This window comes from Sphingomonas fuzhouensis (assembly GCF_034659795.1).
GTDB classification, from domain to species: domain Bacteria; phylum Pseudomonadota; class Alphaproteobacteria; order Sphingomonadales; family Sphingomonadaceae; genus Sphingomonas; species Sphingomonas fuzhouensis.
The window spans coordinates 247,631-272,020 of sequence record NZ_JAXSQY010000003.1 but is presented as its reverse complement, the minus strand read 5'-3'; the positions used below and the strand labels follow the sequence as shown (position 1 = coordinate 272,020).

Annotated in this window: 26 protein-coding genes; 13 read left to right on the top strand and 13 right to left on the bottom strand. The window is 66.5% G+C overall.

Annotated features, from left to right (window positions below; translation table 11 throughout):
- The first annotated feature begins 11 nt into the window (after nt 1–11).
- From flgK to U1H82_RS09460, 5 genes are all read left to right on the top strand, one after another.
- Nucleotides 12–1,415 (top strand): flagellar hook-associated protein FlgK, encoded by a 1,404-nt coding sequence (flgK, locus tag U1H82_RS09480; RefSeq protein WP_322964681.1) that lies wholly within the window; start codon nt 12–14, stop codon nt 1,413–1,415.
- A 5-nt stretch (nt 1,416–1,420) separates the two neighbouring features.
- Nucleotides 1,421–2,317: a flagellar hook-associated protein FlgL gene (flgL, locus tag U1H82_RS09475; RefSeq protein WP_322964680.1), complete on the top strand. Its 897-nt coding sequence runs from the start codon at nt 1,421–1,423 to the stop codon at nt 2,315–2,317.
- Between the two features lie 101 nt (nt 2,318–2,418).
- Nucleotides 2,419–3,282, top strand: a complete 864-nt coding sequence (gene motA, locus U1H82_RS09470; protein ID WP_322964679.1) for a flagellar motor stator protein MotA — start codon at nt 2,419–2,421, stop codon at nt 3,280–3,282.
- Nucleotides 3,283–3,285: 3 nt separating this feature from the next.
- Nucleotides 3,286–4,176 carry a flagellar motor protein MotB gene (locus U1H82_RS09465; protein WP_322964678.1) on the top strand — a complete coding sequence of 297 codons (891 nt, stop codon included), beginning with the start codon at nt 3,286–3,288 and terminating at the stop codon, nt 4,174–4,176.
- Nucleotides 4,177–4,294: 118 nt separating this feature from the next.
- Complete coding sequence (locus U1H82_RS09460; RefSeq protein ID WP_322964677.1) at nt 4,295–4,735, top strand: RES family NAD+ phosphorylase; 441 nt, start codon at nt 4,295–4,297, stop codon at nt 4,733–4,735.
- Between the two features lie 126 nt (nt 4,736–4,861).
- Here U1H82_RS09460 and U1H82_RS09455 read toward each other — a convergent pair whose 3' ends face one another.
- The 7 genes from U1H82_RS09455 to U1H82_RS09425 all read right to left on the bottom strand — a co-directional run bounded on the left by U1H82_RS09455 (nt 4,862) and on the right by U1H82_RS09425 (nt 10,933).
- The gene (locus tag U1H82_RS09455) at nt 4,862–5,356 is read right to left on the bottom strand and encodes a Ros/MucR family transcriptional regulator (RefSeq protein WP_322964676.1); all 495 of its coding nucleotides are present in this window, start codon (nt 5,354–5,356) and stop codon (nt 4,862–4,864) included.
- 680 nt (nt 5,357–6,036) lie between these two features.
- Nucleotides 6,037–6,417 (bottom strand): hypothetical protein, encoded by a 381-nt coding sequence (locus tag U1H82_RS09450; RefSeq protein ID WP_322964675.1) that lies wholly within the window; start codon nt 6,415–6,417, stop codon nt 6,037–6,039.
- A 71-nt stretch (nt 6,418–6,488) separates the two neighbouring features.
- On the bottom strand, nt 6,489–7,970 hold the full coding sequence (rpoN, locus tag U1H82_RS09445) for an RNA polymerase factor sigma-54 (protein WP_322964674.1): 1,482 nt from the start codon (nt 7,968–7,970) through the stop codon (nt 6,489–6,491).
- 267 nt (nt 7,971–8,237) lie between these two features.
- On the bottom strand, nt 8,238–9,038 hold the full coding sequence (gene lptB, locus U1H82_RS09440; RefSeq protein ID WP_322964673.1) for an LPS export ABC transporter ATP-binding protein: 801 nt from the start codon (nt 9,036–9,038) through the stop codon (nt 8,238–8,240).
- 60 nt (nt 9,039–9,098) lie between these two features.
- Nucleotides 9,099–9,641: an LptA/OstA family protein gene (locus tag U1H82_RS09435; RefSeq protein WP_322964672.1), complete on the bottom strand. Its 543-nt coding sequence runs from the start codon at nt 9,639–9,641 to the stop codon at nt 9,099–9,101.
- An 18-nt stretch (nt 9,642–9,659) separates the two neighbouring features.
- Nucleotides 9,660–10,286 (bottom strand): LPS export ABC transporter periplasmic protein LptC, encoded by a 627-nt coding sequence (lptC, locus tag U1H82_RS09430; protein WP_322964671.1) that lies wholly within the window; start codon nt 10,284–10,286, stop codon nt 9,660–9,662.
- Nucleotides 10,287–10,312: 26 nt separating this feature from the next.
- Nucleotides 10,313–10,933 carry a ribonuclease D gene (locus U1H82_RS09425; protein ID WP_322964670.1) on the bottom strand — a complete coding sequence of 207 codons (621 nt, stop codon included), beginning with the start codon at nt 10,931–10,933 and terminating at the stop codon, nt 10,313–10,315.
- Nucleotides 10,934–11,232: 299 nt separating this feature from the next.
- Between U1H82_RS09425 and U1H82_RS09420 the strand changes: the two genes are divergently transcribed.
- The 5 genes from U1H82_RS09420 to U1H82_RS09400 all read left to right on the top strand — a co-directional run bounded on the left by U1H82_RS09420 (nt 11,233) and on the right by U1H82_RS09400 (nt 14,667).
- The gene (locus U1H82_RS09420) at nt 11,233–12,084 is read left to right on the top strand and encodes a cold-shock protein (RefSeq protein ID WP_322964669.1); all 852 of its coding nucleotides are present in this window, start codon (nt 11,233–11,235) and stop codon (nt 12,082–12,084) included.
- 533 nt (nt 12,085–12,617) lie between these two features.
- On the top strand, nt 12,618–12,995 hold the full coding sequence (locus U1H82_RS09415; RefSeq protein WP_322964668.1) for a low molecular weight protein tyrosine phosphatase family protein: 378 nt from the start codon (nt 12,618–12,620) through the stop codon (nt 12,993–12,995).
- A gap of 83 nt (nt 12,996–13,078) precedes the next feature.
- Entirely contained in the window at nt 13,079–13,543 is a 465-nt protein-coding gene (locus U1H82_RS09410; RefSeq protein WP_322964667.1) for an SMI1/KNR4 family protein, read from the top strand.
- An 87-nt stretch (nt 13,544–13,630) separates the two neighbouring features.
- Complete coding sequence (locus U1H82_RS09405) at nt 13,631–14,092, top strand: nuclear transport factor 2 family protein (protein WP_322964666.1); 462 nt, start codon at nt 13,631–13,633, stop codon at nt 14,090–14,092.
- Between the two features lie 2 nt (nt 14,093–14,094).
- Nucleotides 14,095–14,667, top strand: coding sequence for a TetR/AcrR family transcriptional regulator (locus U1H82_RS09400; protein WP_322964665.1), 573 nt, complete (start codon nt 14,095–14,097; stop codon nt 14,665–14,667).
- Nucleotides 14,668–14,671: 4 nt separating this feature from the next.
- Here the strand turns inward: U1H82_RS09400 and U1H82_RS09395 are convergent, their stop codons facing one another.
- The 5 genes from U1H82_RS09395 to lgt all read right to left on the bottom strand — a co-directional run bounded on the left by U1H82_RS09395 (nt 14,672) and on the right by lgt (nt 19,354).
- Entirely contained in the window at nt 14,672–16,003 is a 1,332-nt protein-coding gene (locus tag U1H82_RS09395) for a cystathionine gamma-synthase family protein (protein WP_322964664.1), read from the bottom strand.
- Nucleotides 16,004–16,082: 79 nt separating this feature from the next.
- The gene (gene pgeF / locus U1H82_RS09390) at nt 16,083–16,847 is read right to left on the bottom strand and encodes a peptidoglycan editing factor PgeF (protein WP_322964663.1); all 765 of its coding nucleotides are present in this window, start codon (nt 16,845–16,847) and stop codon (nt 16,083–16,085) included.
- Nucleotides 16,844–17,353 (bottom strand): GNAT family N-acetyltransferase, encoded by a 510-nt coding sequence (locus tag U1H82_RS09385; protein WP_322964662.1) that lies wholly within the window; start codon nt 17,351–17,353, stop codon nt 16,844–16,846. The genes pgeF and U1H82_RS09385 overlap by 4 nt, the downstream gene beginning before the upstream one ends.
- Nucleotides 17,350–18,432: a class I SAM-dependent methyltransferase gene (locus tag U1H82_RS09380; RefSeq protein WP_322964661.1), complete on the bottom strand. Its 1,083-nt coding sequence runs from the start codon at nt 18,430–18,432 to the stop codon at nt 17,350–17,352. The genes U1H82_RS09385 and U1H82_RS09380 overlap by 4 nt, the downstream gene beginning before the upstream one ends.
- A gap of 40 nt (nt 18,433–18,472) precedes the next feature.
- Nucleotides 18,473–19,354 carry a prolipoprotein diacylglyceryl transferase gene (gene lgt / locus U1H82_RS09375; RefSeq protein WP_322964660.1) on the bottom strand — a complete coding sequence of 294 codons (882 nt, stop codon included), beginning with the start codon at nt 19,352–19,354 and terminating at the stop codon, nt 18,473–18,475.
- 388 nt (nt 19,355–19,742) lie between these two features.
- Here lgt and U1H82_RS09370 point away from each other — a divergent pair, with 388 nt between their 5' ends.
- From U1H82_RS09370 to phbB, 3 genes are all read left to right on the top strand, one after another.
- Nucleotides 19,743–21,956, top strand: a complete 2,214-nt coding sequence (locus U1H82_RS09370) for a xanthine dehydrogenase family protein molybdopterin-binding subunit (protein WP_322964659.1) — start codon at nt 19,743–19,745, stop codon at nt 21,954–21,956.
- Nucleotides 21,956–22,969 carry a ferrochelatase gene (gene hemH, locus U1H82_RS09365; protein WP_322964658.1) on the top strand — a complete coding sequence of 338 codons (1,014 nt, stop codon included), beginning with the start codon at nt 21,956–21,958 and terminating at the stop codon, nt 22,967–22,969. Before U1H82_RS09370 ends, hemH begins: the two co-directional genes overlap by 1 nt.
- Nucleotides 22,970–23,053: 84 nt before the next feature.
- Nucleotides 23,054–23,776 carry an acetoacetyl-CoA reductase gene (gene phbB, locus U1H82_RS09360; protein ID WP_322964657.1) on the top strand — a complete coding sequence of 241 codons (723 nt, stop codon included), beginning with the start codon at nt 23,054–23,056 and terminating at the stop codon, nt 23,774–23,776.
- Between the two features lie 255 nt (nt 23,777–24,031).
- On the opposite strand, the gene U1H82_RS09355 is transcribed toward phbB, so the two are convergent.
- Nucleotides 24,032–24,370: a glycine zipper 2TM domain-containing protein gene (locus U1H82_RS09355; RefSeq protein ID WP_322964656.1), complete on the bottom strand. Its 339-nt coding sequence runs from the start codon at nt 24,368–24,370 to the stop codon at nt 24,032–24,034.
- Between the last annotated feature and the right edge of the window lie 20 nt (nt 24,371–24,390).

Below are 24,390 nucleotides of genomic sequence, written 5' to 3'. Positions count from 1 at the left end.
CCGCAGTAACCATGAGCGATCTGCTCTCTATCGGCGCTTCGGGCGTCCGCGCATACCAAACCGCGCTGACCGCCGTTGGTGAGAATATCGCCAATGTCGGAACGGACGGCTATTCGCGCCGGACGGTCTCGATGCAGGAAGTCTCCTCCGCCGCTGGCCTGTCGGCGAACAAGGTTTCCGCAGGCTCGGGCGTCATGGTGGTGGGTATCGCCCGCGCCACCGACGTCTATGCCAGCGCCGCCGTGCGCGCCGCCACCGCCGACCTGTCGCGCACCACGACCGGCGCGACCTGGCTTAGCCGGGTCGAGAGCGCGATGACCGGCGATCAAGTCCAGACCCGCCTGACCTCCTTCTTCACCGCCGCGCGCACGCTGTCGGCCGACCCCTCGTCGCAGGCGCTTCGCTCGACGATGCTGGAGGCGGCCCGTTCGACCGCGACGGCGTTCAGCGCGACCAATGGCGCATTCGATCAGATTCAGGCCGATTTCGACGGACAGGCGCGTCAGGCGGCGCAGGACCTGTCGTCGCTCGCGACCTCGCTCGTCCGCGTGAACGACGGTCTGGGCCGGACCCAGCCGGGCACGGCGGCGGCGGCGCAGCTGGCCGATCAGCGCGACCAGATTCTGGCCAAGATGAGCGGGCTGTCGGATATCACCAGCACGACCGACGAACTCGGCCGCGCGACCGTGCGACTCGGCTCCCAGGGCGGCCCGGTCCTCGCGTCGACCGACAATGTCGGCTCGGTCGTCTATGATCCCAATGTCCGCCAGTTCGCCGTCGCGATGAAGGGGCAGGTGCAAAGCTTCACCCCCTCGGGAGGATCGATGGCGGGGATGCTGGACGGCTGGGAGCGGATCGAGACGACCCGCAAGGCCTTCAACACGGTCGCCGAGAATTTCGTCGACCAGGTCAACGCGCTGCAAAGCTCGGGCAAGGACCTAGGCGGCTATACCCTGGCCAATGGCCAGGACGCGCAGGGCAACACGGTCTTTCAGAGCAAGATGTTCGTGCTCTCCGGAAACACCGGCGATACGTCGCGCAATATGTCGCTGGTGATGACGGACGGCGCGCGTATCGCGGCGTCGACCGCCACCGGGTCCACGTCGGGTGTGCGCAATTCCGACACGCTGTCGGCGCTGGAAAACCTGCGCTCCAGCACGTCGGGCGGCAATTACGAGAACCGGCTGACGGCGATCGTCACCGACAACGCCACCGCCCTGAAGCAGCGCCAGACGGTTGCCGATGCGCAGTCGGCGATCAGTGACGGGGCCAAGGCGACGCTGTCGGCGGCCTCGGGCGTGACGCTGGATTCCGAGGCGGTGACGCTGATGCGGTTCCAGCAGGCCTATTCCGCGACGAGCCGGGTGATCCAGGCCGCCCGCGAAACCTTCCAATCCATTCTCGAGCTTCGGTAAACGCGATGCAGATTTCGACCAACGTCTTCTATGACATGGCGGCGCGTCGCATGACGTCGCTGACCGGCAAGGCCAATACGCTGCAGGTCGAATTGTCGACCGGCAAGAAGCTGCAATCGCCCTCCGACGATGCCGCGGCCTCGGCCCAGATCGCCGAATTCGATCGTCGCGATGCCAATGACGCGGTCTACAAGACGAACCTGACGCTGGCCAGATCGCTGCTGCAACAGTCCGATACCGCGCTGGGCCAGCTCGGCAATCAGGTGCAAAAGGCGCTGGAACTGGCGACCCAGGCGGCGAACGGCACGCTCAACGCGGCCAATCGCGCGAGCATCGGCGATCAGATCGCCTCGATCCGCGACGCCATGATGGGGCTTGCCAATTCCAAGGACGCGCGCGGCCAGCCGCTGTTCGGTGCCACCGCGCAGAACGCCGTCCAGGTCGATGGCAACGGCAATTACAGCTATTCGAGCGCGAACTCCTCGGAAATCCCGATCGCCGACGGCCAGTCGGTCAGCGTGTCGGTCGGCGCGGATCAGGTTTTCAAGGCGGGCGGCAGCGACACGTTTACCGTGCTTAACAACCTGGTAACCGCGCTTAAGTCAGGAACTGGTAGCACCCTCACGTCCACAATCCAGGACGCGATGACCAAACTCAGTGCGTCCAACGACAATATCGCCAGCGTGCAGGCCTCGGTCGGCGCGCGTCAGGCGCGTGTCGAACTGCAACAGGGGTTGCAGCAACAGGCGAGCACGGACCGCGCCACGCTGCGGTCCAGCCTGGAGGACGCAGACGCCACCACGACCATTACGCAACTGCAACAGACGATGACCGTGCTGCAGGCGACCCAAGCCAGTTTCACCAAGCTGAGCAGCCTGTCCCTGTTCGATTATCTGAAATGATTGCGGCCGGGCTGGGGCTCGGTAACTCTATTTTGACGGAACCTGTCTAGGCCGGTGATCTGATTGGCACTGCGGCTGGTCTTCGGGAGAATCGGTTCACCATGTTTCCTGCCATTGGCCTTGTCATCCTGCTCGGCATGGTGTTCGGCGGCTTCGCCATTACCGGCGGCAAGCTGGGCCCCGTGTTCGAGGCGATCCCGCACGAAATGCTCATCATCGGCGGCGCGGCCGTCGGCGCGCTCGTCATCGGCAATTCCGGCAAGGAGCTGAAGGCGCTGGGCGGCGCGATGGGCAAGATCTTCAAGGGCCCGAGATACAAGAAGCAGGACTATCTCGACGTCATCTTCCTTGTCTCAAAGCTGATGAAGATGCTGCGCACCGAAGGCCCGATCGCGCTGGAGCCGCATGTCGAGGACCCCAAGTCCTCCTCGGTTTTCGCCGAATATCCGCGCCTGATCGCCGACCATACGCTCGTGAACCTGATCGCCGACACGCTGCGCCTCGTCGTCGTCTCGTCCGGCACGCTCGACGTGCATGCGGTCGAAGAGGTGATGGATAACGCGATCAAGACCCATCACCACGAGACCGAGGGGCCGCAGGGTACGCTCCAGAGCCTCGCCGACTCGCTGCCCGCACTCGGCATCGTCGCGGCGGTGCTCGGCATCGTGAAGACCATGGGGTCGATCGACAAGCCGCCGAGCGTGCTGGGCGGCATGATCGGCTCGGCACTGGTCGGCACCTTCATGGGCGTGTTGCTCGCCTATGGCATCGTCAATCCGTTCGCGGGTCGCCTGAAGCAAGTGATCGATGCCGACGCCGCCATCTATCACGTCGTCAAGCAGATCATCATCGCCTCGCTCCACGGCCATCCGCAGCCGCTGGTCATCGAAGCCGCCCGCTCCGGCATCGCGCACAAGGACCAGCCCGGTTTCGCCGAAGTGTTCGACGGCCTGCGGGGCAAGTAAGCCATGGCCCGCGCACCGCACGGCAAGAACGAGCCGCCCAAGATCGTCATCGTCAAGAAGATCATCGCCGATGGTCATGGCGGGCATCATGGCGGCGCATGGAAGGTGGCCTATGCCGACTTCGTGACGGCGATGATGGCGTTCTTCCTGCTGCTCTGGCTGCTGGGTGCGACCACCGAGAAGCAGCGCAAGGGCATCGCCGACTATTTCGCGCCGACGCTGATCGATACAAGGTCGATGGGTATCGGCGGCGGCGTGCTGAACGGTGGTCCCGGCGCGGGACGTCAGCAAAGCGGTGTCACCGGTCGTATCCAGCTGATCGTGCCCAAGGCGTCCGAGGGTGGCGGCGACAAGGCCGGGACCGGCGACAAGGGCTCGTTGCGCAACCCCAATTCCAAGGCGCAGGACCAGAAGACGTTCGACGCGATCAAGCGCGAGCTGCTGAAGAAGATGGATGTCACGCCCGAGCTCAAGAAGCTGGCGCAGCATGTCCGCTTCATCCCGACCGATGACGGGTTGCGGATCGATCTGGTCGACAATGCCGATTATTCGATGTTCGCGACCGGCACCACGACCCTGTCCCCGGCTGCGTCCGAGCTGATCGGCACCATCGCCAAGACGGTCGCCGACGTGCCCAACACGATCATGATCCGCGGTCACACCGACAGCGTACCATATGGCGACCCGCGTGCGATGAACAACTGGCTGCTCTCGTCCAGCCGCGCCGAGGCGACCCGGCGACGCCTGGCCGCCGGTGGCCTGCCCGAAGCGCGGTTCGAACGGATCGAGGGCGTTGCCGATCGCGAACCGATGATCACGGACAACCCCTCCGACCCGCGCAACCGCCGCGTGGCGATCACCCTGCTCTATCGCAAGGGCGTGTTCGGGCAGTGACCCGCAGGAACGTTCGGTGGACGGTCGTCCGCCGAACGGCCTTGCCCGTTCCAGACGCTGTCGCCATGGCGAACGTCGTTCCGGTCCGGTCATGTCGGGGATGGCGACGATGCTGCCGATGTTGAAATTCGACGGTCCTGTCTGGCGGCTATTGCCAGAGGCGAGCCTTGCTGATCCGGCGGTTCCGGCGCGTGCGCCCGAGGGGCGATTCCACCATGATGGGCAAATCGCAGCCTATGCCTCGTTGACGGCGGAAGGAGCGGGTGTCGCGATCCGGCGCTATCTCGGCGACGGGGTCGCACGGGTGCTCATCCCAATGTGGTTGACCGCGCAGCGCGTTGCGGACGCCAGGGGATTGGTCTCCGCCTCGGTCGTTTGGCAGGATGTGACGGCGGCGAAAGGGGTATCGCCGACCTGGGCGATTTCGGACATGGCGCGGCAAGCGGGGGCGCAGGCGATGCTATATTCGTCGCGGTCGCGGCCCGATCTCTCGCATATCGTGGTGTTCCGCCCGGAATGCCTCCATGGCTTTGGAGACGCCACGGCCTATGTCCCCTAACCGCAAGGGCGGGCTTGGGTGCGGGGGGGGGAAGCGACCTCATAGAAAAGGGCCCGCCCGGCGATCATCCCCTGGGAGTCGGGTGATGACGGCCGGGCGGGCCCCTTTATAAGGCGGAAACCGCGCTTATTCGGCGTCGGCGGCTGCCTCGCCCTTGCGCGGCTTACGCGCGGCGGGGGTGGCGGCGGCGTTGCGCGGACCCGGCTTGCGGCCCAGGCCGATCTTCTTGGCCATCGCGCGACGGCTTTCCGAATAGCTTTCGGCAACCATCGGATAATCCGGCTTCAGGCCGTAACGCTCACGATATTCTTCCGGCGTCAGGCCATGGGTGGCCAGGTGACGACGCAGCGTCTTGTAAGGCTTGCCGTCGATCATCGAAACGATGTGATCCTTCGACGCCAGCGACTTGCGGACCGAAACGGCCGGGACATATTCGGTCGGCGCTTCGACGTCGGTCGCCTGCGGCGCGCTGCCCAGAAGCGAAGACACGGTCTCGTGCATCTTGTTTAGAAAGGCCGGAACCTCTTCCGACGAGGTGCGGGTATTGGGATTTCCCAGCCACGCGATGGTCAGTTCGGTCGCCAGTTCTACGGCATTCACATCGATAGGGTCGTCGGCCATGATACGCTCCTGTTGTTTCCGTGTGACCTAACGGTCCATCGCACGGCGTCAACCATCGGATGCAGCATCGGATCAAAAAATACCGGATTATGACCAAATTTATATTTGAGCGATGTTGGGAAATCCGTCCGACCCGGCCGGGATCATTCTTACTATCGTGCGATTTTGACCGACGTGATCGGCCATAATCATCGATAATCCGCCAATATCGCTATCGGAAGATCAGAAGCGGGGTCGGAACATCATTTTGCTTGAGATCAAGATTTGTCGCGCGGAATCAGGGGGATTGCAAAAAATGCAAATGAAATTGATGAGGTTGCATTTGTGTTAATCGGACCCTTTCGGCATAGGGAACGGGCCTTTCAGGCATCCTCTCCTAAAAACTTTCATGGCTGGTCTCACGACCAGCCTTTTTTTGGCTTGCTTCCGCCGGGTATCGGCTTAGGCTACCCCATCGCCGCGCTTCAACGATAGATATAAGCAGGAGTGGAAGCCGCCGGGAAAACCGGCATCGCGCGTCGATGCCGGGGGTTGAGCGACAGCGTCGCTCCCCCCGTTTTGCTTTCTATGGCTGCTGGAATCGCGTGTAAGCGGCGATCGGGTTCATGCGTGTGGGCGTCCCATCCATCCGTCATGGCGTCGCTACGCGCGCAATGACGGATTTGGCCAGGGATGCGCCGTCACGCCTTGGGTTTGTCGTCGGACGGCGCGGGACGATGGATGAACTGGTCCAGCGCCGAGAGCGCCATGCCCGCAAAGGCGGCGACCTCCGACATGCCCGAGCGGGTGGTGCCGCCGTGACCGGGTGTTTCGGACGGTTCGGTCTTCGTCGAATCAGGCGCGGGAGCGGGCGCGTCGGTCGTGCGCCGCCCCGTCTCGCGCGCCAGGGCCGAGGCCGCGACGATCAATCCGGTCGCCAGCACTTGCCGCCCCGCCGGGCTGCGCGCCTGGTCGAGCAGGGCCTGGCCGATCCGGTGCAGCGGCGAGGAGCCGGGCGGCGTGCCGGGCTGTTCGTCCAGCTTGGCCTTTTTCTGCTTTTTCTTGTGCTTCTTCTTGCCCATCGGCCTGGCCTCGCGACGTTGTGTATGTCTGATGTAATACACATGGCGCGCCGTTCAAGCCGTTGACCGTGTTACCCGCTCAGGGCCCGCGCCCGACGCCGCTGCACGGAGCTGCCGATGCCCAGCGACTCGCGATATTTGGCGACCGTGCGCCGGGCGATGTCGAAGCCCTTGGCCTGGAGCAGTTCGACCAGCGTGTCGTCGGACAGGATCTTCGCGCCTTCATTGGCGATCAGCGCCTTAATCGCGCTCTTCACCGCTTCGGCTGACACGGCATCGCCGCCGTCCGCCGCCGCGATGCCGCTGGTGAAGAAGAATTTCAGTTCGAACAGTCCGCGTGCGCAGCTGAGATATTTGTTGCTGGTCACCCGGCTGACCGTCGATTCGTGCATCCCGATCGCCTCGGCGACACGCGCCAGCGTCAGCGGGCGCAGATGCGCGACGCCGTGGAGGAAGAACGCCTCCTGCTGCTTCACGATCTCGGTCGCGACGCGGATGATCGTGCGCTGCCGCTGGTCGAGCGCCTTCATCAGCCAGTTGGCGCTAGCCAGGCAATCGGCCAGCCAGGCTTTCGACCCCTTGTCCTGCGGGCCGTGGCGAAGTTCCTGATAATAGCGGCGGTTCACCAGTACGCGGGGCAGGGTGGCGGTGTTGAGTTCGATGCCCCAGCCCGCCTTGGTCCGGGTGACGAACAGATCGGGCACCACCGCCTGGGACGGTTCGCCGCCATAGCGGCAGCCGGGCTTGGGATCGTAACCGCGAAGCTCGCGGATCATGTCCGCCATATCCTCGTCATCGACGCCGCAAAGCCGCTTCAACCGGGCGAGGTCGCCGCGCGCCAGCAGGTCGAGATTGGCGATCAGCTTGGCCATGCACGGGTCGTAGCGATCGACCTCCTTGGCCTGAAGCGCCAGACACTCGGCCAGATCGCGTGCGCCGACGCCGGTGGGGTCCAGGCTCTGGACGACGGCCAACACCGATTCGACTCGGGGCAGCGCCACGCCCAGCCGCTCGGCGATCTCGGCCAGCGGCACGGTCAGATAGCCTGCCTCGTCCAGCTGGTCGATGATGTGCGCCGCGATGGTCAGGTCGACACCCGACAGGATCAGCGCGACCTGCGCCTCCAGATGCTCGGCGAGATTGGGTGCGTCATCGGGCAGCGAATCCCAGTCGGGCCCGTCTTCGCCCCCCAGTGCGCCGCTGCTCGCCCCGTTCAGCGACAGGCCGCCATCCGGCCCCGTGCCGCCATCGGCGATGCTGTCCTGCTGATGGCTCTCCGTGGCGTAGTCCAGATCGAGGCCACGGTCTTCGGCCGGGGCGGTCCCGGCAACCAGTTCGTCCGCGCCCGCAGGCGCCTCGCGTTCGGGGCGCTCGGGGGTCGCGACCTCGCGCACTGCGCTGGCGTCGAGCAGGGGGTTCTTTTCCACCTCCTCGGCGATGAACGCCTCGACCTCCAGGTTGGACAGCGTCAACAGCTTGATTGCCTGTTGAAGCTGCGGCGTCATCACCAGCGATTGCGACTGGCGGATGTCGAGGCGCGGGGCGAGGCTCATCCTGAAATTCCTCCCCTGCAAGGGGAGGGGGACCATGCGCAGCATGGTGGAGAGGAGTGGCAGGTCGAACCCGCCCCGCGGGTTCGAGGATTGCCGGGGGCAATCCGACCTGCCGCTCCCTCTCGATGGCGGTACACCCCTCCGTCAGGGCTTCGCCCTGCCACCTCCCCTGCAAGGGGAGGAAAGGGGGCCATGCCGATCCGTCCCGCGACGCCCACCACGCCGGTCATGCCATCGGATGCGGATCGACGGGCGGTCCTCATGCGATCAGAGCGAGAAGCCCTCGCCCAGATAGAGGCGGCGGACATTGGCGTCGGCGACCAGCTCCTCCGGCGATCCGCTGAACAGCACGCGGCCGTCATAGATGATGTAGGCGCGGTCGACGATGTCCAGCGTCTCGCGGACATTATGGTCGGTGATGAGCACGCCGATGTCGCGCCGCTTCAAATCCTTCACCAGATCGCGGATATCGGCGATAGAGATCGGGTCGATGCCCGCGAACGGCTCGTCGAGCAGCATGATCGAGGGATCGGCGGCCAATGCGCGGGCGATTTCAGCGCGGCGACGCTCGCCGCCCGACAGCGCCATGGCGGGGGCGGCGCGCAGCCGGGTCAGGCCGAACTCTTCCAGCAGCTTGTCCAGCTTGCGCACGCGCTCGGTCGGATCGGGTTCGGCCAGTTCGAGCACGGCCAGGATGTTCTTCTCGATCGACAGGCCACGGAAGATCGAGGTTTCCTGCGGCAGATAGCCCAAGCCCAGGATCGCGCGGCGATACATGGGAAGGCCAGTGATATCCTCGCCGTCCAGCATGATGCGGCCCGAATCGGGCTTCACCAGGCCCATGACCGAATAGAAGCAGGTCGTCTTGCCCGCGCCATTGGGGCCGAGCAGCCCGATCACCTCGCCGCGCCCGACCGACACCGACACGTCGGTCAGGACGACGCGCTTGTCATAGCTTTTGGCGATCGACACGACCTGAAGGCCTTTGGCGACCGGCGGTTCCGACACGGGGGCATTGCGATGGCCCGCGCGCTGATCGGCCTCGCGAATCGGGGTTTCCATGTCCATCGGCCCGTTCTTTCCTTAGCTGATACCAGGTTAGCGCGGGCCACCCTCCCGCGTCACGCCTCAGTTGCGATCGGGGACCGAGAAGGTGCCCGTGACCCGGCCCGACGGGGCGCGGCTGACCGTGCCGCCATTGCCCGACGCGGCGCCGCCCGCCACCGCCGACCCGTCGATCACCGCGCGACCGGTGTCGAGGTTCAGCGTCAGCCGCCCGCCATTCACCGTATTGCCGCCCTGGGTCAGGGTGACATTGCCCAACATGGTGATGACCCGGCGATTGAGGTCGTAGATCGCGTAATTGCTGCGCGCGGTCTGGTCGGGCCGCTTGACGACGACGTTGCCTGACGCCTCAAAGCGCGACACCTGCGGCTTTCCGCCAATCACCTGACCGGTATAGATAATCACCACCCGAGCCGCCGTCAGCGTCATCTCGGCCTGACGCAGCGAGACGTTGCCCGACAGGACGCCGCGGTTCTGCTTGTCCTGCAATTCGATGACGTCGGCGCCGAAGTCGATCGGCGCGCGGCTGTCGTGCTTGACCTGTGCGGCCGCGGAGACTGCCAGAACGATAAGGGCCGGAGCCGCAGCGGCGAAGAGCTTGTGCATGGGCGGCTATTTCGGGCTTTACGGGACGATGCGCAAGCGGGCGTTGCCTTCCAGGCGGACGGTCCGGTTTTCCAGGTCGGCCCGCAATCGGTTGGCGCTGAACGTGCCCTGCGGCACGCGGCCGGTCACTGCGCCGCCCGATGCGAGCGTGCGCTGTTGCAGATCGATGGTCGCGTCATGGGTCTGGAGATCGTATCCGCCCGCCGATTTGAAATCGAGCGGCCCGTCCAGCTTCACCTGTTCGGTGCTCATGTCATAGCGGCCCGAATTGGCGCTGACCGTGGCGGGGCCGTCCGACAGGCGAATCTGGGCGGCCAGCTTGTTGAGCTGCACCACCGGTTCCGCCGAACTCCGCTGAATAGCCGAGCCTGCGTCCAGCACGAAGGGCTGCCCCTTGTCGTCGACGCCGCGATATTGCGCCGCCTGGATCTTCAGCCGTTCCTTGGCGACCTCGACCTTCTTCTTGTCGAGCACGAAGGAGACTTCGTTCGACGTATAGATGGGGGCCATCACCAGGAACGCGGTCAGCACGCCGATCGCGCTGGGCAGCAGCCAGCGCGCCACCGTCACGAACCGGTCGTGGCGGCTGCCCGGCGCGGCCCAGAGCTGGCGCTGGGTACGGACGCGGTCGGCGATCTCGGACATGATGGCTCCTTACGCGACGCGGGGGATCAGGCGTGGGCGAAGATATCGACCTCGGGCCAGCCCGCCAGATCCAGTTCGGCGCGGGCGGGAAGGAAATCGAAACAGGCCTGGGCCAGTTCCATCCGGCCCTCGCGCGTCAGTCGCTTGTCGAGCTCGACCTTCATCCGGTGCAGATAGCGCACGTCCGAGGCGGCATATTCGCGCTGTGCATCGGACAGCTCGGGTGCGCCCCAGTCCGACGACTGCTGCGCCTTGGACAGCTCGACACCAAGCAGTTCGCGGACCAGCTCCTTCAGGCCGTGCCGGTCGGTATAGGTGCGGATCAGCCGCGACGCGATCTTGGTGCAATAGACGGGGGCGGCGACGACGCCCAGATAATGGCGGATCGCGGCGATATCGAACCGGCCGAAATGATAGAGCTTCAACCGCGCCGGATCGGCGAGCAGGGCACGAAGGTTCGGTGCGGCGTAATCGCTGTCGGGGGCGAAGCGCACCAGATGCTCGTCGGGGCCGCCGTCGGACAGCTGGACGACGCACAGCCGGTCGCGCGGGGTGATCAGGCCCATCGTCTCGGTATCGACGGCGATCGCGGCGCCCGCTGCGAACAGATCGGCGGGAATATCTTCTTCGTGCAGATGAACGGTCATGCTGCCTGCCCTAGCGGCGGCGGGGCAAAGCCTCAACCGCGATCGGGCAGCGGTGGACGTGCGATTCGGCGATTTTTACCGGGGTGATGTGGAGTTTTGGCCACAATTCCGACGTAATCTGCCTCGTTCGCGCCAAAGCGAGACTGGTTCGCACGATTTCGTTCGCGATACTTGTGCTTCTGCGTTATGGATCGCCACTAGGCGCAAAAGGTTTGGCGCCAAAAGATCCGCGCTCTTCGTCCGGCGCACGGTTCTTGATGACAGGATTTGCGGGCGAACCGGGAAGACGAACAGGGCTTATGAGTTTCGATAGAGGTAGCCGGGGCAATCGCGGCACGCGTGGTCGCGACAAGCGGGACAATTTCGGCGGCGACGACTCCGGCAGCAGCTTCGGCGGCGGCTTTGGTGGCGGTGATCGCTTCGGTGGCGGTGGCTTCGGCGGCGGTTTCGGTGGCGGCGATCGCTTCGGCGGCGGCGGCGACCGTGGCGGCTTCGGCGGCGGTGACCGCTTCGGCGGCGGCGGCGGTTTCCGTGGCGGCGGCGGTGGCGGCTTCGGCGGCGGTCGTGGCGGTGGCGGCGGCATGCCCCCCCAGGTCGTTGGCGAAGGCACGGGCGTCGTCAAGTTCTTCAACGCGCAGAAGGGCTTCGGCTTCGTCGTGCGCGATGACGGCGGCGAAGACGTGTTCGTCCACATCTCGGCGGTCGAGCAGGCGGGCCTGACCGGCCTGGCCGAGGGCCAGCCGCTCGGTTTCACCCTCGTCGATCGCGGCGGCCGTATCTCGGCTACCGAGCTGAAGATCGAAGGCGAGCCGCTTCCGGTCCAGGACCGCGCGCCCCGCGAACCGCGTGAAGGCGGCTTCGGCGGCGACCGCGATCGCGGCCCGCGCGGCGGTGCGGCCGGTGGTTTCGGCGGCGCGCCCCAGCGTCAGCTGACTGGCGAGAAGGCGACCGGCACGGTCAAGTTCTTCAACGCGATGAAGGGCTTCGGCTTCATTCAGCGCGACGACGGACAGCCCGACGCGTTCGTGCACATCTCGGCCGTCGAGCGCGCCGGCATGGGCTCGCTGAACGAAGGCGACCGCCTGCAGTTCGAGATCGAGGTCGATCGTCGCGGCAAGTACGCAGCGGTCAACCTGCAGAACGAGGGCTGATCTCCCTCGGCTAAATAAGCCATCCCTTTTCGGGCGACGGGGCCCGGCGTTGCAGCGATGCGACGCCGGGCCTTTTCGTTTGTCCGGGGGGCGCTGCTGAAGGCCCCCGATCAGTGACCTGCCGCAAGGCCAAGGCGCATTCCGACCCGAGTCGTTCGCTGGCGGGCCCTGTCGCCAGCCGCCGTAACCCGTTCCGGGGGGACCTCCTTTCAGGGCGTATCGACATTCCGGCCAGGCCGCCTTCATGCCTTCACGGCAATGGAGGACGAACACTCGAAACACGGTTGAGTGATGTGGCTGGCGGCGAGTCCGGGAAGATCTCGCCCCTCCATCAGACCTTCCGCCTGCCACCGCCGCTCGCAAGGAAGGCGTGACCTGCGTGTCGGCTGCCCCGGTAAGGGGTGGTCATCGCCTTCGTCCGGCGGAGTCGCTCGCCCCTGTGCGGTCGATGACGGCCCTATGCTTTCACCATCATCCTCAGGCCTGGAACCGGGCTTCCCCGCCGCGCGGTATCGCAGATAAGAAGTCATCCGATGCCGCGCTCTTCCATCACCAACGTCCTGTTCGTCTGCAGCCAGAACCGCCTGCGCAGCCCGACCGCCGAGCAGGTCTTCGCGTCCCGCCGCGATCTGGAAGTCTCGTCGGCGGGCACCAACAACGATGCCGAAAATCCGCTGACCGCCGAACTGGTGACATGGGCGGACGTCATCATGGTCATGGAGAAGACCCACCGTACAAAGGTCCAGGAGCGGTTCCGCAAGGTCTTGAACGGCAAGCGCATCATCTGCCTCGACATTCCCGACGACTATGCCTTCATGGACACGGCGCTGATCGCGTTGTTGAAGACGCGGTTGGCACGACACTTTCCAACGCGCGATGATGGTGATGATCGAGTGGCGACGGGGGCGTGATAGCCTGGCTGAAGAGGCTTCTGTCTTCCAGGAAACCGGCGTCACCCATCCGTATCGAGCCGCCGACATGGCTCGAAGGATCGGTGGAACAGCGCTATGCGGCCTTGGCCGATCACTGGGCGCGGGCCGAAGCCGATTACTATACACCGGGCCATGACGAGGATGGCATCACGGCGTTGGAGGCGCGCTATGGCATCCGCCTGCCACCCGAATTCCGCAACTATCTGTCGATCGCGGCCCCGCGCAAACAGTTTATGGACACGGAAACCATAAGCTGGTGGTCGGTGCGTGACATCAAGTCGCTCGCGGACGAATGCGCCCGTTGGGAACCCGGATGGGGCGGCGATGCCGTCGAGGCCGACCAGCATGGCTATCTGGTCTTTGCCGATTACCTGATCTGGTGCTGGGCGTGGACGATCTGTTGCGTGGAGGGGCCGCATTATGGGCGGATCACGGTGATTCGCGGCAGTCCGCCCGATATCTTCGTCGCCGACGACCTGAGCGCTTTTATCGGCATCGCCCTGCACGACGATCCCCGGATACACTGACAGGCGGCCGCCCCTTATTGCGCCATGGCGTCTTCTCCTGTACCGATCGATACAGAATCGACTATTTGGTCTGGAGGTTTCCCAATCATGCGTCCGCCCCTGCCGCCATTCACCACCGAAACCGCCGTGCAAAAGGTCCGCGCGGCCGAGGATGGCTGGAACAGCCGCGATCCCGAGCGCGTCGCGCTGGCCTATACGCCCGACTGTCCCTGGCGGAATCGCGACCACTTCCTGGCGGGGCACGACGCGATCGTCGCCTTCCTGCGCGCCAAATGGGAGCGCGAGCGCGACTATCGACTCATCAAGGAGCTGTGGGCGTATCAGGACAGCCGGATCGCGGTCCGCTTCGCCTATGAATGGCATGACGCGGAGGGCCGGTGGTTCCGGTCCTATGGCAATGAGAATTGGGATTTCGCCGAGGACGGCCGGATGCGGCGGCGGATCGCGTCGATCAACGATCTGGCGATCCGCGAAGAGGAGCGGCTGTTCCATTGGCCGCTCGGACCGCGCCCGGCGGACTATCCCGGCTTGAGCGAGCTAGGCCTCTAACCATGGCGCGAATGATCGCCGAGCGCGCCGATGCGCTGCCGGGGCTGGCCGAGGTGTTTCGCGAATATGGCTATGCGGGCGCCAGCCTGTCGCTGATCGGCACCGCGACCGGGCTCGGGCGGGGGAGCCTCTATCACTTCTTCCCTGGCGGCAAGCAGGAGATGGCGGCGGCGGTGCTGGCCGATGTCGCGGGCTGGTTCGATGCGGCGATCTTCACGCCGTTGGAGCAGGCCGACGACCCGCGCGCCGGGATCGATGCGATGATGGTCGAAGTCGACCGCTATTTCGCATCCGGCCAGCGCGCCTGCCTGATCGGGGCCTGGGGATTGGGCGCCACCCGCGATCCCTTCGCTGAGTCGATTGCGGCCTATTTCCGCCGCTGGATCGCCGCGCTCCAGACGCTGCTGGCGCGGGCGGGCGTGGCGGAGGATCATGCCACCACGCTGGCGCAGGATGTGGTCAGCGGCATCCAGGGCGCGGTCGTCCTGGCGCGGGCGCTGAACGATCCCTCGCTGTTCCGCGCGACGCTGGGGCGGCTGACGGCGCGGCTCTACACCGCGCTCGCCGCCGCCTGACCGGTCAGATCGCCGCCAGCGCCTGTTCGCAATCGGCGATCAGGTCGTCGGCATCCTCCACGCCGATCGAGATGCGCACCAGATTGTCGGTGATGCCCAACGCCGCCTTGCGCTCGTCGGGGACCGACAGGTGCGTCATCGCCGCCGGGTGGCTCGCCAGCGTCTCGGTCCCGCCGAGACTGACCGCCAGCTTGGCGATGCGTAAGTTGTCGAGGAAGCGGAAGGACTCCGCCTCGCCACCCTTGAGGTAGAGCGAGAAGGTCGATCCGCCGCCGGTGCAGTGGCGGCGATAGATATCCGCCTGCCGCTCCAGGCCGGGCGTATCCGCCAAAAAGCCGAGATAGCCGACCCGTTCGACCTTCGGATGATCGCGCAGGAAGGCGCAGACCTTGGCGGCGTTTTCCCCTGCGCGGCTCATGCGCAACTCCAGCGTCTCCAGCGAGCGGAGCAGCATCCAGGCCGTATTGGGATCGCAGATCGTGCCGATCGTGTTGCGCATCGACCGGATGGTGGCGATGTGCGCCTTCGATCCCAGCACGCCGCCCGCGACCAGATCGGAATGGCCGCCCGCATATTTGGTCAGCGAATAGACGACCAGATCGGCGCCGTGCTTCAGCGGCCGCTGCCAGAGCGGGCCGAGGAAGGTGTTGTCGATCGCGATGGGCGGCTTTTCGGGCATGTCGGCAAAGACGGCGTCGCGCGCCGCCGCCACCGCCTCGATATCGACCAGCGCGTTGGTCGGATTGGCGGGGCTTTCGAGGTAGATCAGCGGAACCCGGCCCATGGCGGCGGCCTTGGTCAGCACCGCGTCGATTTCCTCGCGGGTGGCGCCGGCGGGGAAGTCGAGCCACTGCACCCCGAACCGGCCGAGGATGCGCCCGATCAATGTCTCGGTCGCGGCATAGAGCGGACCGGAATGGACGATGACGTCGCCCGGCTGGACCAACGACAGGAACAGGGTGGCGATCGCCGCCATGCCGCTGGAAAAGGTCAGCGCGTCCTCCGCCTCGTCCCAGATCGCCAGGCGATCCTCCAGGATTTCCTGATTCGGCCCGTTGAACCGCGAATAAACGAGGCCATCCGCGCCGCCCGGACGCTTGCCGGTCACCCCCTCGAAATGCCGTTTGCCCGCCGCCGCATTGGGGAAGACGAAGGTCGAGGTGAGGAAGATCGGCGGCTTCAGCGAGCCTTCGGACAGGACGGGGTCGAAGCCATGGCCCATCATCAGCGTGGAGGGTTTCAGCTTGCGGCCGCCGATGCTGGTCGCATCGCTCTTGGTGGAAGCCTTGGCGGGATCTTGGGGCGAAACGCCGGTCAGATCGGATTCGGTCGGCATGTCGGTCTCCTTGCGAACGGATGCCGCTCTGTCGGCGGCCATGTCCCCAGGATAACGCGGCAAACCACTTTAGCGATGCTCAGACGAGGCCGATCAGCGAAATCTGGCGACCGTAGGAGGGTTCGCCGCGATGGGTGGCGCGACGGAAGCTGAAGAAGCGATCCTCCTGCGCATAGGTGTCTTCGCCGAGCGCGGCGACGCGGGCGACCCCGGCGCTGGCCAGGCGGTGGGCGACATAGGCCTCCAGATCGAACTGGTAATGATCCGCGCGGGTGCCGTCGGCGAAGAAGCGTTCATTGTCGGGCGCCTGCTCGACGAAGCGGCGCAGGAACGCGGCGTCGACCTCGTAACTGGCGCGCGCGATGCAAGGGCCGATCGCGGCGGCGATCCGGTCGCGGCGGGCGCCCAGCGCTTCCATGGCCAGCAGCGTGGCGTCGGTGATGCCACCGAGCGCGCCCTTCCATCCGGCATGGGCGGCCCCGACCACACCCGCCTCCGCATCCGCGAACAGCACCGGCGCGCAATCGGCGGTCAGGATGCCGAGCAACAGGCCCGGCCGATCGGTCACCAGCGCATCGCCATGCGGGCGAATATCGTCCTCGGGGGCGGTCAGCACCGTCACCGCCTCGGCCGAATGAATCTGATAGCAGGTGACGAGCCGCGCACCGGGCAGCACCGCATCGCGGGCGCGACGGCGGTTCTCGGCGACCGAGTCGGCATCGTCCTCCGATCCCAGCCCGACGTTCAGCCCGCCGTGAATGCCCGCCGATACGCCGCCGCGCCGTCCGAGAAAGCCGTGCGGAATGGGATCAAGCAGCGGCGTGCGGAGCGTTTCGATGGTCATAGCGACAGCCTCATGATCCGGTCCTCGTCGATCGTCTCACCCACGGGAAAGTCGTAGCGGCCGATATCGACAAAGCCGTAGCGGGTGTAAAAGGCCTTGGCCCGGTGATTGTCGACATAGACCGACAGGATCAACTGGCTCGCCCCGCGTGCCCGTACCGTCGCGATCGCCCAGTCCATCAGTGCCGGGCCGACGCCCGCGCCCAAATGGCTGGAGGCGACATAGAGCTGGTAGAGTTCGATTGCGTCGTCCGGCCACTCGCCGGGAAAGCCGACGGGACCGATCTTGGCGAAGCCGATGATCGCATCGCTCTGGGTCGCCAGCCGGATGGTGAAGGCGGGATGGCCGATCTGGCTGGGCAGGCCTTCGGGACCGAAGGCGTCGTTCAAAAAGGCGTTCAGGTCGGCCGCCGGATAGAGATGGCCGAAGGTCTCGGTAAAGGCAGCGGCGGCCATCGCGGCCAGCCTATCGCCGTCACCGGGTACGGCGTCCCGATAGACGATCATTCGCCATAGCCCGCAGGCACCGGCCAGTCCGGCCGGGTCACCGCCAGCGCCCGGAACAGCGTGCCCATGTCCTGCATCAACCGGTTGCGGTCGGCGAGCAGCGCACCGGCACGGTCGGGATGCGCGCGGGCGAGCGACGCGGTCCGCTGGTCGATGCCGAGTGCGCCGAGCAGATCGCGCTGCGTCACCGGGCCGAAGGCGGCGAGGCCCGATCCTTGCGCGGCGGCGGCGAGCGTCGTGAAGTCGACATGCGCGCTCAAATCCTGCTCGCCGGGCCGGTCGAAGGGGTTGGCGTAAGCATGGCCGCGCACCGCCTGCAACGTGTCGGCGATGGCGGGGCCTTCATAGCCGTAATCGACGATCAATGCCGCCCCCCCTTGTGCCGCGATCCGGGCGGATAGGGCGCGCATCACCGCGACGCTGGCGGGGGAAACCTCGATCACCGACCCGGCTTCCGCCTCGCGCAAGGCTTCCGGGATGATCTCGGACGGGACGGGCGGCCCGGCGATCGGCAGGAACAGCAGGTCCTGCGCGGCGACCAGCCGTTCGTGCCAGCCATCGCCGCGCCGGACCAGCTGGCGGATGGGCAGCGCGTCGAAGAACTCGTTGGCGACGACGATCAGTGGCCGGTCGGTCGGCAGCGTCTCGACCGTATCGTGCCAGGTTGCATCCGCCACCCGCTCCGCCTGGGCGGTACGCAGTGTTGCGCTGGTTTCGACGAAATGGATGCTGGGGTGGAAGCCTGCCTTCGCCATCGCCCGCCTGGCATCGGCGGCGAGCGTGCCGCGCCCCGGCCCCAGCTCGACCCAGTGGACCTCGGGCCGTCCCGCCCGGTCCCACAGATCGGCGCACCACAGGCCGACCAGCTCGCCGAACATCTGGCTGATCTCGGGGCTGGTGGTGAAGTCGCCGCCCGCACCCAGCGGATCGCGGGTGCCGTAATAATGCGCATTGGCGGCGGCCATGAACTGCGCCACCGGGATCGGCCCGGCCAGCGCGATGGCGCGGGCGAGCCGTTCGGGCAGGGCGTCCTCCGGCGCGGGCTTGTGATCGGCGGGGGGGATCAGCGGGTTGGTCATGCCCCCGCTCTGCCGATCCCGTCCCGCCACCGCAAGACTATCAGGAAACGCTCTCGCTGCCCGCGATCGGCTCGACCCGGACGCGGCGCGCCTTGGCCGAGTTCATCAGGTACAGCCCGCCCAGGATCATCGGCACGCACAGCCACTGGCCCATGTGCAGCCCGGTCGCCTGCGCAAAGGCGCGCAGCTGCTGGTCGGGCTCGCGGAAGAATTCGACGATGAAGCGCGCGATGCCATAGCCGAGCAGGAACAGGCCCGACAGCTTGCCCGGATCGTACCGCGCTTTGGTCCGCCAGAAGGCGAAGCTCATGACCGCGAACAGGACCAGGCCTTCGAGACCCGCTTCGTAAAGCTGGCTGGGATGACGCGCCGGATCGGGCAGGCCGAAGGGCACGGTGTGCGGGAAGATGATCGCCCAGGGCACGTCGGACGGCTTGCCCCACAGCTCGCCATTCACGAAATTGGCGAGACGGCCCAGGAACAGCCCGACCGGCGCGGTGCAGACCAGATAGTCGAGGATGCGCAGCCAGTTCAGCTTGTGCTTGCGCGCGAACAGGATGACGCCGATCCCTGTGCCCGCCGCGCCGCCGTGAAAGCTCATGCCGCCGTCCCACAGCCGCAGGATGCGCAAGGGATGCAGGAACATCTCGGGCGCGTAGAAGATCACATAGCCGATCCGCCCACCCAGGATGATGCCCAGCGTCGCATAGAAGACCAGATCGTCGGCATGCGCCCGCGCCATCGGCGCACCCGGCCGGTCGAGCATCTTGCCCAGATACCACCAGCCGAACAGGATGCCGGTGATATAGGCCAGGCTGTACCAGCGCAGCGTGAAGAAGCCGATCGAGAAGACGTCCGGGTGCAACCCCAGATCCTCGAACCGGATATGGCCACCCGCGGCGGCAAGCGTGGAGAGGATCAAGTGCGTTTCCCTTTCTGGCCTGCTTCATAGAGCGGCGGGGCGACAACACCAAGACCATGGGTTCGGTGCCGTCCTTTGCGGGGGCGGGGCATGGCCGCCGGGAAATAGGGTTCACGCGAAGCCGCGAAGGCGCGAAGGTTATTGCGCGCAGAGGCGCGGAGGGCGCAGAGGTGTCTGGTCCGGCCGCAAGGCCAGTCCATAGTCGGTGAGCGGCACGGTCTGCCGATCGATACGGTGGGATGCCCGTGCCGCCGGTCCCCCTCTGCGTCCTCTGCGCCTCTGCGCGCCAAAATCTTCGCGCCTTTGCGTGAACAATCGACCCCCTCGCTTTGAGACAGAGAAACCCTGCGCTTGCCTGCCCGCGCCTGTCCGGTAAGGCTCCGCCGCGATGGAATGGAGCAGGCGCAATATCTTGGTCGGCGGGGGCGTGGGGGCCGGGTTGCTGGTCGCCTGGGGGCTGTGGCCGCGCGCCTATCCGCCCAGCCTGACGGCGCGGCCGGGCGAGCAGGCGTTCGGTGCGTGGCTGAAGATCGGGCGCGACGGCATCGTCACCGTCGCGGTGCCGCAGGCCGAGCATGGCCAGGGGATCGCCACCACGCTGGCCCAGGTCGTCGCCGACGAACTGGGTGCGGACTGGCGCACCGTCGCGGTCGAGCCCGCGCCCATCAGCCCGCTCTACGCCAATCCGATCGGCGTCGACTCGTTGTTCGAAGGCGCGTTCGACCGGCTGCCCGAGGGGATGCGCGACGAGTGGTTGCGGCGCGACCGGGTGATGCTGACCGCCGGATCGAGCTCGCTGCGCATGTTCGAGGCGCCCGCGCGGGCCGCCGCCGCGACCGCGCGCGCGCTGATGGCGCAGGTCGCCGGTCGGCGCTGGGGCATCGACTGGACCAGTTGCAAGGCCAGGAACGGCTTCATCACCCATGGCGATCAGCGGTTGCGCTTCGCCGAACTGGCCGAGGCGGCGGCGAACGAGACGGTGCCGCATCCCCTGCCGCTGGGTAGTGGCGGCGCGGGCGCGCTGGCGGGCAAGGACGTTCCGCGGCTCGATTCGCCCGCCAAGGTGGATGGTTCGGCCAATTTCACCGCCGATATCCGCTTGCCCGACATGGTCCATGTCGCGCTGCGCCATGCACCGCTGGGCCGGACCGCTGCGATCCGGATCGACCGTGCGGCGGCAATGAAGCTGCCCGGCGTGGTCGAGGTGATCGCGGGCGGCGACTGGGTGGCGGTGGCGGCGGCAAGTTGGTGGATCGCACAAAAGGGGCTCGACGCGCTCGCACCGCAGGCGGTGGGCGATGGAGCGGTGCCCACATCGCAGGCCGTCATGCAGGCGCTCGACACCGCGCTCAAGGAGGAAGGACGCACGGTCCTGACGCGCGGCGATGTCGCATCGGCGCTGGAGGGGCAGGGGCTGATCGAGGCCGTGTACCGGGTAGGGGTTGGCGTCCATGCCGCGATCGCGCCGCGCGCGGCGGTGGCGGCGTGGCGCGACGATGGGCTCGAACTCTGGGCCCCCACCCAGGCCCCTGAGAGCGCCCGCACGGCGGCGGCAAAGGCGGCAGGCGTGGCGGAGGAGCGGGTGATCGTCCATGCCATGCCGATCGGCGGTGGCTTCGGCCTTGGGCTGGAAAGCGATGCGGTGGCGCAGGCGGCGATGATCGCGGCGAAGCTGAAGCGGCCGGTCAACGTCCAATGGTCGCGCACCGAGGATCTGCGCCGCGACGCCTATCGCGCGCCCGCCACCGCGCGCATGACCGCGCGGCTCAGCCAAGGCAAGCTGGTCGGCTGGCGGAGCCGGATCGCGACCCCCGCGACCGGCAAAGCGCTGGCCGAGAGGGTGATGCCCGCCGGGTTGGTCCGCTGGGGAATGCGGGGCGAGGGGCGGGGGGACGCCTATGCGATGGGCGGGGCGGTGCCGCCCTATGCGATCCCGGCGCTGGCCGTGCATCACCATGATGCCGTGCTGTCCATTCCGACCGGCCATGTGCGCGGCGGGGCGCATGTCGCCAATTGCTTCATCACCGAATCCTTTGTCGACGAATGCGCACGGGCGGCGGGAGCCGATCCGCTGGCGTGGCGGATCGCGATGCTGGGGCAGGAGCCCCGGCTGGCCCGCTGCCTGTCGACCGCCGCGTCGCTCGGCGGTTGGGAAGGGGGCGCGGCGGGCAGCGGCCAGGGTGTCGCCGCCCACGGCTTTCGTGGCAGCTATGTCGCGGTCATGGCCGAGACGCACCGAGACGAGAAGGGCCGGCCGGTGGTCGACCGTCTGGTCGCCGCGATCGACTGTGGCCGGGTGGTGAACCCCGACATCGTGCGGCAACAGATTGAGGGCGGGCTGATCTTTGGCCTCGCCGCCTTGCGCGGCGGGGCGGTCGGGTTCGATCGGGGCTGGGCCACGCCGTCGCGGCTGGGCGCGCTGAACCTGCCGCGCCTCGCCGACACGCCCGACATCACCGTCGAGATCATATCCTCCGACGAAGCCCCCGGCGGGGTGGGCGAACTGGCGGTGCCGCCGGTCGCGCCTGCCATCGCCAATGCGCTCGCCACCCTGCCCGGCTTCCCACGGATACGAAGCCTGCCGATGGAGTTGTCCGCCTGATGCTGCCGCCCGACCATCCCCCCGTGCCGCGCGCCAAGATCGGCGTGCTCCTGATGAACCTGGGCACCCCCGACGCACCCGACCCCAAGGCGGTGAAGCGCTATCTGGGCGAGTTCCTGTCCGATCGCCGGGTGATCGAGATTCCGGCGCTGCTGTGGCAGCCGATCCTGCGCGGTATCATCCTGAACACCCGGCCGAAAAAGTCGGCCCATGCCTATTCGCTGGTCTGGCGCGACGACGGCTCGCCTTTGGCTGCGATCACCAAGGCCCAGGCGGTGGCGTTGAAGGATGCATTCGGACCGCACGTCATGGTCGACTGGGCGATGCGCTATGGCCGTCCCGCCATTGCCGACCGGGTGCAGGCGATGAAGGATGCGGGGTGCGAGCGTATCCTGCTCGCGCCGCTCTATCCGCAATATTGCGCGGCGACGACCGCCACCGCCAATGACCGGGCGTTCGCGCATCTGGCGACGATGCGCTGGCAGCCTGCGATCCGCACCCTGCCGCCTTATTATGACGATGCGCTCTATATCGATGCGCTGAAGACCCAGCTTGAGACGCAGCTCGCCGCGCTCGATTTCGAGCCCGACGCGGTGGTTGCCAGCTTCCACGGCATGCCGCAGCGGACGCTGGAACTGGGCGATCCCTATCATTGCCATTGCCGCAAGACCGCGCGGCTGCTGGCCGAGGCGATGAAGGAAACGCTGGGCGATCGCGAACTGCTGGTCGCGTTCCAGTCGCGATTCGGCCGCGCCAAATGGCTGGAGCCCGCGACCGACACGGTGCTGGAATCGCTGCCCGCACGCGGCATCCGCAAGGTGGCGATCCTGGCGCCGGGCTTTTCGGCCGATTGTATCGAGACGCTGGAGGAACTGGCGATTCGCGGTCGTGAAAGTTTCGAGGGTGCAGGGGGAACCCATTTTGCCTATCTTCCGTGCCTTAACGACAGCGAGATCGGCGTGGCGATGCTGCGCAAATTGATCGAACGCGAACTGCAAGGCTGGTTGCCGTAACGTAATATTACGTTTCACTTCGGCTTTGCCATTGCGGAGCCTCCCTGCCCATTTTAAGCCACAATCTCACATGGGAGAGGTTTAATGGCTCGGGTTGCGATCGTGACGGGTGGTACGCGCGGTATTGGCGAGGCGATCAGCCTGGCCCTGAAAGAGGCGGGCGTCACCGTCGCCGCCAATTATGCGGGCAATGACGAGCGCGCGCGGGAGTTTTCCGAACGCACCGGGATCAAGGCATATAAATGGGACGTCGCCGATTATGACGCGGTCCAGGCGGGCGTCGCGCAGGTCGCCGAGGAACTGGGCCCGGTCGACATCGTCGTCAACAATGCGGGCATCACCCGCGACGGCACGCTGCTGAAGATGACCTACCAGATGTGGAAAGAGGTCATGGATACCAATCTGGGCGGCTGCTTCAACATGGCCAAGGCGGCGTTCCCCGGCATGCGCGAGCGCAAATGGGGCCGCATCGTCAATATCGGCTCGATCAACGGCCAGGCGGGTCAATATGGCCAGGTCAACTATGCCGCCGCCAAGTCGGGCATCCATGGCTTTACCAAGGCGCTGGCGCAGGAAGGCGCACGGTTCGGCGTGACCGTCAACGCGATCGCGCCGGGCTATATCGACACCGACATGGTCGCCGCCGTCCCCGCCGACGTGCTGGAGAAGATCGTCGCCAAGATCCCGGTCGGCCGTCTGGGCCAGGCGCACGAGATCGCACGCGGCGTCGCCTTCCTCTGCTCGGACGAGGCGGGCTTCGTCACCGGCTCGACCCTGTCGATCAACGGCGGTCAGCATATGTATTGATAGTGCTCGCCTGCTTTCCTCCCCTTGCAGGGGAGGTGGCAGCGCGCAGCGCTGACGGAGGGGTGTTACGGCCAGCGGGGGACACCCCTCCACCGTCCTTCGGACGGTCCCCCTCCCCTTGCAGGGGAGGAATAGAAGATAAGCAAGAACGCCGACCTCCTTGGGGGAGATCGGCGTTCCGCCCTCGATACGCTACGCGAGGAAAACTGGGGCGGGTGGGGCAGATACAGGCCCCGTCCGCCCTAACCGTTTAGCTTAGCGGCAATAGCCGGGGCGACCCGACCGCTCGATCGCACGGCCCGCCAGCGCGCCTGCGCCGCCGCCGATCAGCGTGCCCAGCGTGCGGTCGCCCTGGGTGTCGATGGTCCGGCCCAGCAAGCCGCCCGCCACCGCGCCGACGATCGTGCCGGTCGTGCCCGAGCGGCGGCACTTGCTGGCCTGATACTCGGCCCGCGCGCCGTCATTATAGCCGCGATAATAACGATCCGAATGATGCGCCCGGCGATAGCGATGCGCATCCGCGGCGGTCGCGGGCAGCACGGCGCCACCGATCATCGCCATCGCGGTTGCCGCCAGGGTCAGGGTCTTCATCATGGTCTCACTCCCGAAACTCG